At 62.4% G+C, this 16,144-nt stretch carries 15 protein-coding genes; 11 read left to right on the forward strand and 4 right to left on the reverse strand.

The genetic code is table 11. The annotated features are described in order from the left end of the window. Window positions 1-25: 25 nt before the first annotated feature. On the forward strand, window positions 26-658 hold the full coding sequence (locus J4E08_RS02375; RefSeq protein ID WP_502949230.1) for a lytic transglycosylase domain-containing protein: 633 nt from the start codon (window positions 26-28) through the stop codon (window positions 656-658). A 127-nt stretch (window positions 659-785) separates the two neighbouring features. Further along, window positions 786-1,820, forward strand: a complete 1,035-nt coding sequence (locus J4E08_RS02380; RefSeq protein ID WP_349537143.1) for a hypothetical protein — start codon at window positions 786-788, stop codon at window positions 1,818-1,820. Window positions 1,821-1,826: 6 nt separating this feature from the next. Here J4E08_RS02380 and J4E08_RS02385 read toward each other — a convergent pair whose 3' ends face one another. The 3 genes from J4E08_RS02385 to miaA all read right to left on the reverse strand — a co-directional run bounded on the left by J4E08_RS02385 (window position 1,827) and on the right by miaA (window position 5,482). Further along, window positions 1,827-3,506, reverse strand: a complete 1,680-nt coding sequence (locus tag J4E08_RS02385) for an ABC transporter substrate-binding protein (RefSeq protein WP_349537144.1) — start codon at window positions 3,504-3,506, stop codon at window positions 1,827-1,829. A gap of 181 nt (window positions 3,507-3,687) precedes the next feature. Beyond that, window positions 3,688-4,551, reverse strand: coding sequence for a helix-turn-helix domain-containing protein (locus J4E08_RS02390; RefSeq protein WP_349537145.1), 864 nt, complete (start codon window positions 4,549-4,551; stop codon window positions 3,688-3,690). A 28-nt stretch (window positions 4,552-4,579) separates the two neighbouring features. Continuing rightward, on the reverse strand, window positions 4,580-5,482 hold the full coding sequence (gene miaA / locus J4E08_RS02395; RefSeq protein ID WP_349537146.1) for a tRNA (adenosine(37)-N6)-dimethylallyltransferase MiaA: 903 nt from the start codon (window positions 5,480-5,482) through the stop codon (window positions 4,580-4,582). Window positions 5,483-5,613: 131 nt separating this feature from the next. Here miaA and pyrH point away from each other — a divergent pair, with 131 nt between their 5' ends. Continuing rightward, window positions 5,614-6,345: a UMP kinase gene (gene pyrH, locus J4E08_RS02400; RefSeq protein WP_183964243.1), complete on the forward strand. Its 732-nt coding sequence runs from the start codon at window positions 5,614-5,616 to the stop codon at window positions 6,343-6,345. Between the two features lie 61 nt (window positions 6,346-6,406). Here pyrH and J4E08_RS02405 read toward each other — a convergent pair whose 3' ends face one another. Next, complete coding sequence (locus J4E08_RS02405) at window positions 6,407-7,411, reverse strand: GlxA family transcriptional regulator (protein ID WP_349537147.1); 1,005 nt, start codon at window positions 7,409-7,411, stop codon at window positions 6,407-6,409. Between the two features lie 267 nt (window positions 7,412-7,678). On the opposite strand from J4E08_RS02405, the gene frr reads away from it, so the two are divergent. The 8 genes from frr (at window position 7,679) to J4E08_RS02445 (ending at window position 16,135) form a co-directional block, all read left to right on the forward strand. Further along, complete coding sequence (gene frr / locus J4E08_RS02410; protein WP_183964247.1) at window positions 7,679-8,239, forward strand: ribosome recycling factor; 561 nt, start codon at window positions 7,679-7,681, stop codon at window positions 8,237-8,239. Window positions 8,240-8,426: 187 nt separating this feature from the next. Next, window positions 8,427-9,155 carry a polyprenyl diphosphate synthase gene (gene uppS / locus J4E08_RS02415; protein ID WP_183964249.1) on the forward strand — a complete coding sequence of 243 codons (729 nt, stop codon included), beginning with the start codon at window positions 8,427-8,429 and terminating at the stop codon, window positions 9,153-9,155. After that, entirely contained in the window at window positions 9,152-9,946 is a 795-nt protein-coding gene (locus J4E08_RS02420) for a phosphatidate cytidylyltransferase (protein ID WP_349537148.1), read from the forward strand. The genes uppS and J4E08_RS02420 overlap by 4 nt, the downstream gene beginning before the upstream one ends. A 34-nt stretch (window positions 9,947-9,980) precedes the next feature. Then, a complete protein-coding gene (dxr, locus tag J4E08_RS02425) occupies window positions 9,981-11,150 on the forward strand; it encodes a 1-deoxy-D-xylulose-5-phosphate reductoisomerase (protein ID WP_349537149.1) in 1,170 nt (389 codons plus the stop codon). Between the two features lie 12 nt (window positions 11,151-11,162). Beyond that, on the forward strand, window positions 11,163-12,512 hold the full coding sequence (gene rseP, locus J4E08_RS02430; protein ID WP_349537150.1) for an RIP metalloprotease RseP: 1,350 nt from the start codon (window positions 11,163-11,165) through the stop codon (window positions 12,510-12,512). A gap of 247 nt (window positions 12,513-12,759) precedes the next feature. Further along, window positions 12,760-12,891 carry a hypothetical protein gene (locus J4E08_RS02435; protein WP_349537151.1) on the forward strand — a complete coding sequence of 44 codons (132 nt, stop codon included), beginning with the start codon at window positions 12,760-12,762 and terminating at the stop codon, window positions 12,889-12,891. A 213-nt stretch (window positions 12,892-13,104) separates the two neighbouring features. After that, entirely contained in the window at window positions 13,105-15,456 is a 2,352-nt protein-coding gene (gene bamA / locus J4E08_RS02440) for an outer membrane protein assembly factor BamA (protein ID WP_502949231.1), read from the forward strand. 4 nt (window positions 15,457-15,460) lie between these two features. Further along, window positions 15,461-16,135 carry an OmpH/Skp family outer membrane protein gene (locus J4E08_RS02445; RefSeq protein ID WP_349537152.1) on the forward strand — a complete coding sequence of 225 codons (675 nt, stop codon included), beginning with the start codon at window positions 15,461-15,463 and terminating at the stop codon, window positions 16,133-16,135. Window positions 16,136-16,144 lie beyond the last annotated feature (9 nt).

Raw genomic sequence — 16,144 nt, forward strand, 5'->3', positions numbered from 1 at the left:
TTGAACAACGGTGAAGAGGTTTGCAATGGCGGGGGTGCGCTTTGGAAGTGTGGCATGGACGGCTCTGGCAGCTGTTGGCATGCTCTGTCTGTCGTCAGGTGTCGTAAAGGCAGAAACGATTTCCACCAAAAGCCGCGCCGGCCTGTTTTCCTCTCAAATCGGTGTCTTGGACAGCCGCGCCTCCGCTCAATACAAAAGCTCCGTGCGCCTCCAGCCGCCTCAGGTTGTGACCCCGACCAAGTGGGGCACGGGCGCGGCTGGTGCGGCGCAGGTGCCGAAATATCGTGGGCGCTACAACGGTCCCTACGCGACAATGGCGCGAATCGCGGCGCAAAAACATGGCGTGCCGGAGGATCTGTTTCTGCGCCTCGTCATGCAGGAAAGCCGGTTCAATCCCAAGGCGCTGTCCCACAAGGGGGCCATCGGTCTCGCACAATTGATGCCGGCCACGGCCAAATCGCTTGGCGTGGATCCGCATGATCCGCAGGAAAACCTGCTGGGCGGCGCGAAGTACCTGATGATTCAATACAGGAAGTTCGGCTCCTGGCGTCTGGCGCTGGCCGCCTACAACGCGGGTCCCGGCGCGGTTGAGAAACACGATGGCGTGCCGCCTTACCGCGAAACCCGCAACTATGTGAAGAAAATCTGGGGCAGCTGACGGCGCTTGCCTTTGCGACCTATTTCCAGCGGATTTTATAGCTTAAGCCGCAGTTGACCATTGGATGACACTCTCGGCCCGGGACGTCCTCGGACGTTCGTGAACACGGGCCTTTGGGGTGCATCACATGTTTGGTTTGGCGACCCTATTCGAACCAGTTGTTAGGGCGGGACGCGCAGCGGCGTCTGTGCTTGTGATGGTGATCTGGGCCAATGCTACCGTTGCCCAGGAGTGTGATCGGCCACAGGCGCTCACCGGGTTGGTGCTGACCCTCTCGATCCTCCCCGCGGACGGCACAGAGGTCAGCCCGCGCATTGCAGAGCGGATCAGCGACCAGATGTCAGGGCTGAGTGAACAGCGCCTGCTCAATACGTTGAATGATACGCACTTCGAGGCGCTGGAAGGCATCGCGCTCGACCTGATGGCCGAAGGCGCGCGGCTCAGCAGTGCCGGAGCGCGCTACGATCCACGCCACATGCAGTCCATGCTGCGGGAATTCGACCGGCAAAGCGAGCTGGCATGCGCCAGGGCCAAAGACCACGACATAGGTGTCCTGCCAGAGGCACGTTGGGCCATCATCACCGACGGCCGCATTGATTGGCAGGCGCTGGACCGCGTCCTGAAAGACAGCATTTTGGCGACCGGCGGGGCGGTTGTTGTCGCACTGATCCTCGTGATCGGGCTGTTGTTCGCGTTCGACATCGCTGCGCGCTGGATCTGGACGCTGCTCTACAATCGCCGGGCGTGCTGTGTGCCCGCCGTTCTGGAAATCGACGGCAAGGGTGTGCCCGGACTGATGCTCACGCTGGGTCGGGGCGGTTTCCGTTTTCAACCGCGCGACGCGTCGGAAATCCCGTTGGTCGTCGGCTGTGACGCCGTCCTGAACGTGTCCGGAACGGCGCTGCCCGGGGCAAAGCTTGCACGCTTTCACCAGACCATGGGGGATTTCAAACTTGCGGAACCTATGTCCGTTGAGGAGCAGAACGAGATCTTGGCTCTTTCCACGATCCCACCCCGTTTCATCCGCAAGCGACGCGGGGGCGGGGAGGCACAGCTTGCCCAGCTGGTGACGGACGACGACACTGGTAAAGAGAGCGACAGTGAAGGGAGCGACGCTCAGGCTGTCTTTATCTCGGTACGCGCGCCGTCGGCAGCACGCTGACAGGCGTCAGGCCGCCAGTCCCAGTTTATACAAATGGATCTCGAAAGACGGGTGCATCTCTGCACCAAGGACACCCGGTCGGAAATGCCGATAGAGTGAGCGCCAAAAGGGTTGGATCATCACATGATCTGAGCGCAATATTGTTTCAATATCGGCCATGACGATGCTGCGGGCCTCTGCATCGGCGATCGACATGGCCGCCGCCAGCTTGGCGTCGAATTCCGGGTTGGCATATCCGGTCTCGTTCCACGCCGCACCGGACCGGTAGGCCAGCGCCAGGGTCTGAACGCCCAGCGGTCGATGCACCCACTCGGTGGCGGAAAACGGGTAGCTGGACCATTCGCTCCAGAATGACGAACCGGGCAGCACGGTGCGTTTCACCTTGATGCCCGCATCGCGCAATTGGGCTGCGGCCGCATCGGCGGTGTTCTTGGTGTACCCATCGTCGAGCGAAATCAGGTTGTGCTCGTAATCGCGCATGCCGATCTCGTCGAGCAGCGCCGCAGAGCTTTCCGGATCGTAGACCGCCGGGCCGATGTCAGCATATTCGGGATGCACAGGCGCGACGTGGTGGTTCGCCGCCACCACACCGCGTCCGGAATATCCCAGCTCAAGACAGATCTCGTTGTCCACCGCCTTCACCAAAGCCTCCCGCAGCTTGGGCTCCGCATACACGGCCGTCCCATCCACCGGAGTGTTCTGGTTGAAGCGCACGACAACGGTGGCGCCCGTCACGACCTCTGACTTCTCCCACCCCATGGCGTCGGCAATGTCGATGAATTCACCGACATTCTGGTACAGCATATCCACCTCATCGGCCTGCGCTGCGCTGATCCAGGACGCAGGGTCCGTGCCAAGGTCGATGAATTCAATCCGGTCCAGCGACGCGCCACCGAACCCTTCTGCCTCAGCCCCCCACCAGGCATGCTGCGTATTCCGGACCAACACCCCATTGCTGCGGGGCTCATAGACCTCCGGCAGGTAAGGCCCTGTTCCAATGGGGTTTTCAAGCATGGTGTCCGGCGAGTGGCTGGCATGAACCACGGCGGCGGGGTAATCCGCCATGCCGACGATCAGGGTGATGTCGGGTTTTGGCAGGCTGACGCGCACGGTCCGGTCATCGACCTTGGTCACGGCGCCTTCGATCAGCTGCGAGGTGCTCTCGTCCACCAGTGTCGCCATGCGTCCGGCCATGGAATTGCCTTCAACGGTTCGATCACACCAATAGGCAAACATCCGCACCACATCATCGGCGGTAAAGGCATCGCCATTGGTCCACAGCACGCCGGGACGAACATGCAGAAGGTATTCGGTGGCGTCGTCGTTGACCTCCCAACTGTCCAGAAGCATGCCGCGCAGCGATCCGTCGCGGTTGTACTCTACCAGATATTCCAGCCACCCACGGGTGAAGTTCGCGATCTGCGGCCAGTCGTAGGTGCGCGGATCTTTTATCGGGCGCACTTCTTGCTGAATGCGCAACGTTCCACCCGTCTCACCGGGCGGCACATGGCTTTCGGCCTCGGCAGGTTGCGCCAGACCGCCCAGCACGTAGGCGGCAGAGGCGGACAACCCCAGGGCGGTCGTACGGGTCAGGAACTCACGTCGGTCCAGGGCACCGCCTTGCAGCTCTTTTGCGTACATCCGGGCCGCCGGGTGATGCCGCTGCTTGGTGCCTTGCGAAGCCATGGTGATAGTCCTTTCTCATTCGGTCAGCAGGATCGCGCCATGCGCCAGATGAACGCGTTTGTGGCCACCTGCCGACCGTCGCGCCATTGCGCATGATCTAACGCATCGCGTCAACGTCTGGAATGGGCGCGCGCGGGGCATTGGCGTCGTGCCGCCGGCCCGGCGGGTGCGGCAGCCTTGCTTAAAATGTAGACCGCAGTGTGGCGGGCTTGCGTCCGGCGCGGCGCAACTCGGTCGGCGAAACCCCGGTGTGGTTTTGGATGAAACGCGCGAAATAGGCCGGGGAGGAAAAGCCCAGCGACTTCGCCACATCCTGCACCGGCGGCTTCGGACTTTCGAGCGCGATGCGCGCGGCGTGCAGTCGCCGTTCCGCCAGAAGGTCGGCGGCGGTCTTGCCACAGCAGGCGCGGCAACAGCGGGTCAGATGCGTCGCGGTGACATCCAGCGCTTCGGCATAGCTGCCCATGCTGCGCGGCGTCCGGAAATGGCGCGTCAGATCTGCCGCGTAGCGCTGCACAAGCCGTTGTGCGGCGGTTGGCTGCGGCGCGTCGGCGGCCCCGGCCTCGATCTGCCGGTGCAGCCAGATCCCGATCAAGGCGGCCCGCGCTTCCAGCGCGTCCTGCATCAAGGGGCGTTTGGCGTGCAATTCCCGGTGCATGGTGTCGATTTCGCCGGTCAGCTCTGCCTGACCATAGCCGTCCCGGATGCGCAGCAAGACCGGTGCCTGCGGTTCCTGCGGCGCCAGGCCCGCTGGCGCCTGGACGAACAGCGCCTGCGTGCCGGGCTGAAGCTCGATGGAAAACAGCGTTCGGGCGGGCAGCCACAGCGCGATATGCGTGCTCAGCCCCCGTCGCACGCCATTCACGACCGCCCGTCCTTGCCCTTTGGTGATCCAGAGCAGCGTGACGTCCTCGCGGTCATGGGCCAGATGGTAGCGCCAGGGCGCGGCCTGCAATTCCGGCATGAAGGAGCCAGCCCTGATTGCCCCGCGCGTCTTGGCGGGCGCGGGCGGCATGGGGTTCTTGAGGAACCCTGGGCGGCTCATGTTCGGCGCCGCTGGTGTGTCACATCGCTCATGAAAGATCCTCCGGCGTGACCTTCGGCCAGTCCGACATACGCGATTTGAACCATGTCCGCTGCCGCTTGGCAAACTGTCGGGTGAGGATCGTGGCGCGGTCGGTCGCCTCGGCCAGGGTCATCTCGCCGCGCAGGTGCGCGATCAGCTCCGCCGCACCGATGGCCTTGGCAGAGGGCAGGGCGGGCGTCCATGTGTCAAGATTGGAGCGTGCCTCCTCCAGCGCGCCCTGCGCCAGCATCAGATCAAAACGGCGTTCGATGCGTGGCGTCAGCCAGTCCTTTGGTACATCGAACAAGAACCGCTGCGTCTCCGTGACCGGCAGCAGCGGCGGCGGTGTGTCCTCCTGCCAGGCGCGCAGTCCACGCCCGGTGGCATGCAACACCTCCCAGGCGCGCTGCACCCGCATCGGATTGCGCAGGTCGATGCGCTGCGCGGTGGCGGCGTCAAGCTCTGCCACCATCGCGTCGAGGCCATACTGTGCGAGGCGCGCATCGGCCTCGGATCGTATCTCCGGCGGGGTCGGCGGGATTTCGGCGAGACCTTCCGTCAACGCCGTGAAATACAGGCCCGTGCCGCCGGTGATGATGGGCCGCGCGCCGTGCAATACAGACGCCACCTCACGCAGCCAGTCCCCCACCGAATAGGCGGTGCTGCCCGCGATGTGGCCATACAGCCTGTGGGGCGCGCAGGCTTCCTCCGCGACCGAGGGGCGCGCGGTCAGCACACGCCAGTCGTCGAACACCTGCAAGGCATCGGCGTTGACCACCACCCCGCCTTGACGTTCTGCAATCTCCAGCGCCAGCGCGGATTTGCCGCTCGCCGTCGGGCCTGCAATCAGGACGGGGCGCGCCGGGTCCAACGTGTCGATCCGGGCGCGCAGTGCAGGGCCTAGGGGCATGGTCAGGTCGTGTCCTCATGTGGTGAAACGCAAAGCTTGCGCATATTCCGCAGTGCAGCACCATTGCACCGGGCGGGCTTTTCCGCCAGATATGCCAGCAACATTATCCCCCGGCCGACAAGGAGCGCAACATGAGCGAAACCGATACGCCCGCGACCACATACAATCGCGTGATGCTGAAAATTTCGGGTGAGGCGCTGATGGGCGACCAGGGCTTCGGCTTGCACCCGCCGACCGTCGAACGTGTCGCGCGCGAGATCAAGGCCGTGCACGATCTGGGCACCGAGATCTGCATGGTGATCGGCGGTGGCAATATCTTCCGCGGTCTGGCCGGGTCGGCGCAGGGGATGGAACGCACCACCGCCGATTACATGGGCATGATGGCCACGGTGATGAACGCGCTGGCCATGCAATCCGCGCTCGAAGGTCTGGGGGCCTATTGCCGCGTGATTTCGGCCATTCGGATGGATGAGGTGGCAGAGCCCTACATTCGCCGCCGCGCCGTCCGCCACCTTGAAAAGAAGCGGATCTGCATTTTCGCCGCAGGCACCGGCAATCCGTATTTCACGACCGATACGGCGGCAGCGCTGCGCGCCTCGGAAATGGCCTGCGAAGCGATCCTGATGGGCAAGAACGTGGATGGGATCTACGACAGCGATCCCAAGCTTAATCCCGACGCCAAGCGGTTCGACGAGATCACCTACGACGAGGTGCTGCGCGACAACCTGAAGGTCATGGATGCCTCCGCCATTGCGCTGGCGCGTGACAACCGGATGCCGCTGGTGGTCTTCTCGCTCAACGAACCCGGCGGGTTCAAAGGCATCCTGAGCGGGCAGGGCACCTTCACCCGCGTGATTCCCTGATATCACGGTTCTAGAATTTCAACGCGCCTCGGAGATTGCTCTTTCGGGGCGCGTTTGCGTTTCAGCCTGTGCTTGAGGCCGACGGCGCCGCCACTGTCGGGCGGGTGGCCTGCGAATCTTCGGCCCACGTGGTGGGGGCTGCCTGCGCTTTCAGGCGGCGCAGCTTGGCCGTTTTTGGCTTGGCCTGGCGTTTGCGGTCGGCACGCTCCGCGCGCGGCGGCTTGCCAAAGTGGCTGCGATAGCTGCGCGTGAAGGCGGAGGGCGACGCAAACCCCGTCGCCGCTGCGATCTCGCACACCGACAGGGCCGTGTCCTCCACAAGTTGTGCGGCCCGCTTTAGCCTCAGGTCCAGATAGATCTGCATCGGCGTCTTGCGCAGCGCCTTGTCACAGCGCAGGCGGAGCTGTTTCAGACTCATTTCCAGTTCAGCGGCGATGCGGGGCAGGGGCATCGGGTCGTGCAGATGGGCGGCCATGATCGACTGCATCTTTTGCATGACGGGATCGCTGCTGTCCGGCAGCCGCTGGCGGCGGCTGTTGTCTGCCACCCGACCGATCGCCATCGCCTCCCCGGTTTGCGCCGCCAGCGCCGGGGAGCGGGCGCGCGCGATCCAGTCCAGCAGCGCCTCTGCGGCGGCCAGCCCTCCGGTCGAGGTCAGCCGATCCCGGTCAAAGACATGGGTGCGGCGTGACAAGGCCACCGCAGGATAGCTGCGCTCCGGGTCGGGCGGCAGCACTGCTTCGCGTCCGTCGAGCATCCCCAACCGCGCAAGGATCAGCGCCCCCTGGTCGAGGCCCGCAAGCGTCGCGCCCGCGGCCTCCGCCCGGTGCAGGAAGCCGCGCAACCCCATGGGCAGATGGCCCAGCGGATCGGGCCCGGCACACAGCACCAGCAGATCAAAGCCCTGCGCCCCCTCCCAATCCTGCGCGTCCGCCGCGATCACCGTCCCGTCCGACGCGGTCACGGGATCTCCCGTCACCGTGCGGATGCGACAGCTGAACAGCGCTTGTCCCGCGCACAGGTTGGCAATCCGCAAAGCCTCGCGGATCAGGACGTATCCCAGCATGGGAAAACCGGGAAAGAGGATTAGGCAGACGTGCATGGACTATCCGGTCTGGTCGTTTGTGCATGGTTTTCGGGCTTTCGAGCATCAGCCGCACCCGATGCCCTTGTTTCGCACAGGAGGCGTTAATGGACCCTTATGATTAACGCAGCTCCGTGTAGATCCTTCGGCCTGCCCACATCACATGCGGGTCGGGCGGTTCTTGATCTGCGCGTCCGGACGGGCTAAGCCTCCGCACTGACGAAGGTTATCCCAACGAGGCACAGGCTCATGTCCGAACAATTCGAACTCGACACCGACGATCTCCAGCGCCGCATGGATGGCGCCATGAGCAACCTGAAGACCGAATTCGCCTCGCTGCGGACCGGGCGCGGCTCTGCCTCCATGCTGGAACCGGTGCAGGTGGACGCCTACGGGCAGATGACACCGATCAACCAGGTGGGCACGGTCAACGTGCCGGAACCGCGCATGGTGACCATCAACGTGTGGGACAAGGGGCTGGTCGGCAAGGTGGAAAAGGCCATCCGTGAAAGCGGCCTTGGCATCAACCCGCAGCTCAACGGCACCATCATCATGCTGCCGATCCCCGAGCTGAACGAGGAACGCCGCCGGGATCTGACCAAGGTTGCGGGCCAATACGCCGAACACGCCCGCGTCTCCGTACGCAACGTGCGCCGCGATGGCATGGAACAGATCCGCAAGAACAAGGACAACATGTCCGAGGATGACGCCAAGCTCTGGGAAAGCGAAGTCCAGGAGCTGACCGACAGCTACATCAAGAAAATCGACTCGTCGCTCGAAAACAAACAAGAAGAAATCATGCAGGTGTGACCCTTCGGGACACCGATGACGGCGAACAGGGGGCGGGTGACCGCCCCTTTTTGCATGCGCGCCACTGGCAGAAGCATGCGTAAAAAGCCGGCTGCACAAACTATGCACGACTAACTCTTTGGCAACGCCTATGCTTTGGTCTATGACGACCACAGCCAAAAGAGATTGCCGCGCCGGAGGGCCCTTCATGACATCCAAGACTCGTCCTGATCGGGGTGGACCACGCCACGTGGCAATCATCATGGATGGCAATGGCCGCTGGGCCACCATGCGCGGACGGCCCCGCCTGTTCGGCCACCACGCAGGGGCACGTCGCGTGCGCGAAATCGTTGAGGCCTGCCCCGGTGTGGGTGTGGATTATCTCACCATTTTTGCCTTCTCGACAGAGAACTGGAAACGTACACAGGTCGAGGTCGCCGGCCTCATGAGCCTCTTCCGGCGCTACATCATGAAAGAAATGCAGGCCTTCGTAAAAGAAAACGTGCGCGTGCGTTTCATCGGCGACCGTCCTCGGCTGGACGCCAAGCTGCGCGGCCTGATGGACGAGGCGGAACGCATGACGTCCCATTGCACCGGGACGAATCTGACCATTGCGCTGAACTACGGCGGCAGAGACGAGGTCGCCCGCGCCACGCAACGGCTGGCGCAGGATGTGGCGGATGGCAAACTGTGCCCCGCTGACATTTGCGAAGAGACGTTGCCGCGCTATCTGGACACACACGTGCTGCCCGACCCTGACCTGGTGATCCGCACCAGTGGCGAGGCGCGCGTGTCCAACTTTCTCCTCTGGCAGTCGGCTTATGCGGAATATGAGTTCATTGATACACTTTGGCCCGATTTCAGCCCCGAAGAATTCGGCAGGCTTTGCGGCGCTTATGGAAAGCGGGACCGCCGCTTCGGGGCGGTGAAGGCATGAGTTCGCATCGTTGGGATGATCTGAAGGTTCGGCTGGCCTCTGCTGTGGTGATGCTCGCCGTGGGCGTGTTCGGGGTCGCGATGGGGGGCTGGGTGTTCCACCTGCTGATCGCTGCGGCCTCCGGCATCATGGTGTGGGAGCTGGTCTGCCTGCTCGACACGGGCCGGACCAAGTCGCAGTACGTTCTGGGCATAGCGACCTTTCTCGTGGCGCTGGTGGCCATCCGTCTGCCGGGCAGCTTTGCGCTGCCGCTGTTGATGGTGCCGGCCATGCTGGGCTTTGCACGGATGGAGCAGGGTGCCACGCGCTACGGCGTGTTTACCACGCTTATCGTCTTTGCCGGATACGGCATGATGAGCCTGCGCGATGACCTCGGGCTGGTCTGGATCCTCTGGTTGCTGACGACCGTGGTTGTGACAGATGTCTTTGGCTACTTCGCGGGACGCGCCATTGGCGGGCCAAAGTTCTGGCCCAAGGTTTCGCCCAAGAAAACATGGTCGGGCACCGTGGCGGGCTGGGTCGCGGCGGCGATTGTGGGCCTGCTTTTTGCATGGATCACGGGTGCGAGCGCTGGTCTGGCCGGCATTTCCATCGCGGTCAGCATGGCCAGCCAGATCGGGGACATTGCCGAAAGCGCGCTCAAGCGCAAAGCTGGCGTCAAGGACAGCTCGAACATGATTCCCGGACACGGTGGATTGCTGGACCGTTTCGACGGGATGCTGGGGGCGGCGGTTTTCCTTGTGTTCGCCACGCAGATCGTAGATTTCCCGCCGGGACTGATCGCACAGTAAGCGACCGGCCAAACGGCGGAAGGACAGGAACGACATGCGGCGGGTTTCCATCTTTGGCGCGACCGGATCCATCGGTCAGAACACCATCGACCTGATCGCCCGCGAGCCGGAGGCCTACGATGTCGTGGCGCTGACCGGCGGGCAGAACATCGCACAGCTTGCACAGGATGCGATCCGTCTGCGCGCGGACCTTGCGGTCACGGCGGATGAGACGCGGCTCGACGAGTTGCGCCAGGCGCTTGCAGGCTCCGGGGTTGAGGCCGCTGCCGGGCGCGAGGCTTTGCTGGAGGCTGCGGACCGACCCGCCGAATGGGTGATGTCGGCCATTGTCGGCGCGGCGGGGCTGGAACCGGGCCTGCGCGCGCTGCAACGGGGCGCTACCCTCGCGCTGGCCAACAAGGAAAGTATGGTCTGCGCCGGTCAGCTGATGCTGCGCACGGCGCAGGCGCACGGCGGGCGGCTTCTGCCGGTGGATTCGGAGCATTCGGCGGTGTTTCAGGCGCTGATCGGCGAGGATCTCGATGCCGTGGAGCGTGTGATCATCACCGCCTCCGGCGGCGCTTTCCGAGACTGGCCCATCGAGGATCTGCCCAAGGCCACGCCGGCGCAGGCCGCCACCCATCCCAACTGGGACATGGGGCAGCGGATCACTATCGACTCCGCCTCAATGTTTAACAAGGCTTTGGAGCTGATTGAAACCAAAGAGTTTTTTGGATTGTCAGCTGACAAGATCGAAACCGTCGTTCATCCCGAAAGCATGATCCACGCGCTGGTTGGTTTCAATGACGGGGCGCTCATGGCCCATGTGGGCCCGCCGGACATGCGCCATGCGATCGGCTTTTCCCTGCATCACCCGGAGCGCAAGCCGCTGCCTGTGGAGCGTCTCGACCTTGTGAAGCTCGGGCAGATGACCTTTCGGCCCGCATGTGAGATACGTTGGCCTGCGCTGCGACTGGCGCGGGAGGTGATGGAAGCCGGGGGCCTGTGCGGCGCGGCCTTCAACGCGGCCAAGGAAGTTGCCTTGGACGGCTTCATTGACGGGGCCATAAGCTTTACCCGGATGACGGAGGTGGTCGAAGAGGTGCTCTCCCGCGTTTCGCCCAGACTGCGACATATTGATGACGACTTTGGCCTTGATATGGTTGTCGAGGCCGACCATCTCGCTCGGGTAGAGGCGGGAAATATAATTGCTGGCAGGACCTAGAAGGGGCGTATTTTGGATCTGACGACTTTGAGTTCATCCTTCGGGGGTGTCCTGTGGACGGCGGTGTTCTTTGTTATCGCCCTGTCGGTGATCATCGCGATCCACGAATATGGTCATTACATCGTGGGAAAGAAATCCGGGATCTTCCCGGAGGTTTTCTCGCTTGGCTTCGGGCCGGTGATCTACTCCCGTGTCGATGGCGATGGCACCAAGTGGCAGCTGGCCGCGATTCCCTTTGGCGGCTACGTGAAATTCCGCGGTGACGGCAACGCCTCTGGCGCCATTGCCGAAGAGGGTGTGATGGACAGCCTGTCGGAGGATGACAAGCGGTCCACCATGATCGGCGCCCCGTTGTGGGCGCGTGCGGCGACCGTCGCGGCGGGTCCTGTGTTCAACTTTGTCCTGTCCATCGTCATTTTCACGGCTGTGTTCCTGTATCGCGGTGTCGCGGCCGATCCGCTGATCATCGACGAGCTGAAGCCGACGCCCTACACCCAGAACCTGCGCAACGGCGATCAGGTGCTCGCCATCGAAGGCAACCCGATCCCAAGTCAGGAAAACGGCGTGGCCTATTCCGAATTCGTGAGCGGTCTGCCGGAACAGCCTTTGCTGGACTACACCGTGCTGCGCGATGGCAACGAGCTGACCGTCGAAGGTCCATACCTGCGCGCACCCATCGTCGGCAGCGTTGTGCCGCGGTCGGCCGCGATGGACGCCGGCCTGCAGGTTGGCGACGTGATCACCAAGCTGGAAGGGCAGGAGGTCTTTTCCTTCATGCAGTTGCCGGCTGTGATCGAAGCCTCCGAAGGTGCGCCGGTCGAGCTGGAAATCTGGCGCGATGGCGAGGTGCTGAACAAGACGCTCGAAGCGCGCCGCATGGATGAACCGCTGCCCGAAGGGGGCTTCCGGACGGTCTATCGCATTGGTCTTGGCAGCGGCCAGATCTTTGAGCCGGAGACGGTCACGCCGTCTTTCCTCGATGCGCTTTGGGGCAGCGTTCGGCAGGTCTGGACGATCATGTCTGGCTCTGTCTCCGGCCTGTGGCACATGGCAACCGGCGCGATCAGCACCTGTAACCTGTCCGGCCCCATTGGCATCGCGGAAACGGCGGGTGATATGGCGAGCCAGGGCACCGTCAGCTTTATCTGGCTGATTGCGGTGCTGTCCACGGCCATCGGGATGTTGAACCTGTTCCCGATCCCGGTTCTGGATGGCGGGCACCTTGTGTTCTACGCCTACGAGGCTGTTTTCGGCAAACCGCCCAGCGACGGTGCGCTGAAGGTGCTGATGTCGGTCGGTCTGACGCTTGTTCTGGCCATGATGCTCTTTGGCCTGACCAATGACCTGATCTTCTGCCCGTAACGTCCGATCGTTGAAGACGGAGAGATTCTGACCGCTGCGATCCATCGCGGCGGTCTTTTGCATTTTGAAGGTTCGGTGAGCGGATTGCGGCGTCACACAGAACAAAGCACCCAATCCCGCAGAGATTATTTCGCAGTCCGACGTAAAAATTAACGTTTTTGCCCAATTCAGGCCAGAATCTCAGTGCATAAAGCGGTTGAGCCGACGCGAAGGTCGTGTTCCACATCTGCATTCAAGGACTATTGTCATGGCAACGATCACAGCCGGATACCGCAGCATGAGCCTGCTTGTGAGCATTAACTATGATCGACTGTTGTATGTCTTCACCGTCGTCTTCGCCCTCTTCCTTGGCGCTTATGTCGGGATGCTGGCGCAGTAAGCCGCGCAGGCTCAGCGCGATCTACGCGCCCAGGCACTCCAATATCCCGTAGCGCGCGTGGGGATTGACGCGACTGCTTGCCGTGATCTGCCCGTTTTCCAGCCATCGGCTTTTGACAAGCCTGCTCAATCCGTCTAGTCACATCGGCAAGGGATGTCGAAGTGGATAGCGAAAATGGCTGAAGTCATTTCCGCGCGAGGCGCGCAGGGAACAATGAAAAACAAAAGCCTGAATGGCGCAGTGCAGGCCGTGTGTCTGTCCATGGCGCTTGGAGTTGGTGCAGGCGCAAGTATTCTTGTGGCACCGCAAGCTGCCTACGCGCAGTCCTATAGCTTTTCCAACGTCCAGATCGATGGCAACCAGCGCGTTGAGGACGGGACCATCCTGACCTACGCCGGTATTGCCCGCGGACAGCGCGTCAGCGCCGGGGAATTGAACGATGCTTATCAGCGCATTCTGGGCTCCGGCCTGTTTGAGAGCGTCGATATTGCGCCGCAGGGTAACACCCTGGTCATCAGCGTCGTTGAATATCCCACCGTGAACCGCATCGTGTTCGAGGGCAATCAGCGCATCAAGGATGAAGACCTTGCTCCCATGGTGCAAAGCCAGACGCGCCGGGTGTTCAGCCCGCGCTTGGCGGAGCAGGATGCGCAGACCATTGCCGAGGCCTACACCGTGCAGGGCCGTCTGGCCGCGCGCGTTACGCCCAAGGTCATTCGCCGCAACGACAACCGCGTCGATCTGGTGTTCGAGATCTTCGAAGGCGGCGTGTCCGAAGTCGAGCGCATCAGCTTCGTGGGCAACACGATCTATACCGATCGCCGTTTGCGCCGCGTGGTCGAGACGAAGCAAGCCGGCCTGCTGCGTGCGATCATCAAGAAAGACACGTTCATCGCGGATCGTATCGAATTCGACAAACAGTTGCTTCGCGATTTCTACATGTCGCGCGGTTATGTCGATTTCCGTATCCAGGGTGTGAATGGCGAGCTGGCGCAAGAACGCGACGGCTATTTCGTTCAGTTCAACGTCGAAGAAGGCCAGCAGTTCAAGGTCGGCAATGTCTCTGTGAATTCCGACCTGCCCGAGGTGGATACGGACAAGTTTCAGAATGCACTGCGGCTGCGCTCCGGCGCGGTCTACAATCCGGCGCGCATTGAAAACGAAATCGCGCGGCTGGAAAAGCTGGCGATCCGCGAAGGTTTGAACTTTGTCCGGGTTGATCCCCGGATCGACCGCAACGACCGCGATCTGTCGCTGGATGTGTCGTTCAACCTGGTGCGCGGCGAGCGTATTTTTGTTGAGCGGATCGACATCGAGGGCAACTCCACCACGTTGGACCGCGTCGTGCGCCGTCAGTTTGACGTTGTAGAGGGCGACCCTTTCAATCCGCGTGCCATCCGTGAAAGCGCTGAGCGTATTCGTGCGCTGGGTTTCTTTGCGGCAGTGGACGTGAACGCTCGCGAAGGATCGACACCGCAGCAGGTCATCGTCGATGTGGATGTGGAAGAACAGCCCACCGGGTCGCTGTCCTTCGGCGGCAACTATTCGTCGTCCAGCGGTTTCGGTGCGGCCATCTCCTTCTCGGAGCGCAACTTCCTTGGCCGCGGCCAGACGTTCGGCTTTACGGTCAACACGTCGTCTTCTGCGCGGCAGTACGGCATCAACTTTGTTGAACCGGCGTTGATGGGCCGGGACCTGACATTCGGTTTGCGGCTGAACTATGCCGAAACCGACAGCCTTGGGTCGTCGACATATGACACGACAAACGGGATCTTTTCACCGTCCATCGCGTTCCCGGTGTCCGACAATGGTCGCCTGCAGTTGAACTACAAGTATCTTCTGTCTGATATCAGCGCGGGTAACGCGATCGGTGTCGATACCAACGACATGGGCGTTATCGCGACCGAGGCCGCCGAGGGCGAACGGTCCAGCAGTTCGCTTGGCTACCTGTACACGTACGATACCGCGCGGGCAGGTCTGTCCCCGGTCAGCCGGGTGCGTCTGGAATTCGGGCAGGATTTCGGCGGCGTCGGGGGGGATACGTCTTACGTGAAAACCTCGCTGAAGGCGATTGCCCAGACCCAGGTGTGGAGCGAGGAAGTCACACTGCGCGCCACGGTGGAAGGTGGAGCGCTTAACTACAGCGAGGGCGAAAGCCGCGTGACTGACCGGTTTACCATTTCGCCGAACCTGATGCGTGGCTTTGAATATGGCGGCATTGGCCCGCGTGAAATCAATGGCGGCGACGAAGATCCGCTGGGCGGCAACTACTTTGCCGTTGCCCGGTTCGAAGCGGAGTTCCCCGTGGGTCTGCCCGAAGAATATGGCATCGCCGGCGGTTTGTTCTACGACGTCGGCTCTGTCTGGGGTGTGAACGACAACGCAACCGGTGCAACCGGCAGCGAGATCGTGTCCTCGGATTTCGAGGCGCGGCATGTCGTCGGCTTCTCCGTGCTGTGGGACAGCGCGCTTGGTCCGCTTCGGCTTGATTTCTCGGAGCCGCTGAAGAAAAGCAAGTACGACGAGGTCAAGAACTTCAACCTGACCGTGTCTACGGAATTCTGATCGGATGCGCGGGCTGGTGTTCAGCCTGATGTTGGCGGCCGCCGGGACCTGTTCCGGCGGTCTCTTTGCGCAATCTTCGGATCTGGGCATGATCCAGAGCAACGTCCTTGTTGTCGACATCGACCGGATGTTCTCAGAAAGCGCCTATGGGCGGCAGCTGAACGACGAGATCGAGCAGGCCAGTGCAGAAATCGTGGCGCAGAACCGGCGCATAGAGACAGAGCTGACGGCCGAGGAATTGACCTTGACGGGCCAGCGGAGCTCTTTGCCGCGCGAAGACTTTCGCAAGCTGGCCGAAGAGTTCGATGAGAAGGTCCAGCGGCTGCGCGCGGAGCAGGACGCCAAGGCAGAGTCGCTGCGAAATCGCGGTGATGAGAACCGCCGGGAGTTCCTTCAGGCCGCGCGCCCGGTGTTGGAGACCCTGATGCGCGCGTCAAACGCGCTGGTCATCATCGAGCGGCGCGATGTTGTCATCACAGCCGATGCCGTGGACGTCACAGATCGCGCCATTGCGCTGATTGATGCGCGCGCCGAGGACGACGATATAGGGGGTGGCGTGACACCGGAGGCGGCGACGTCCGATGACGCGAAGGATGCGCCGACGCCCGACGACGAGGTGACGACGCCCGAGGACACGCCGGATGCGCCGACGCCTGAGGCCGCGACGGACCAGCCCTGAACGGCCTGC

The organism is Sagittula sp. NFXS13 (assembly GCF_040148795.1).
In the GTDB taxonomy this organism is placed as follows: Bacteria; Pseudomonadota; Alphaproteobacteria; order Rhodobacterales; family Rhodobacteraceae; genus Sagittula; species Sagittula marina.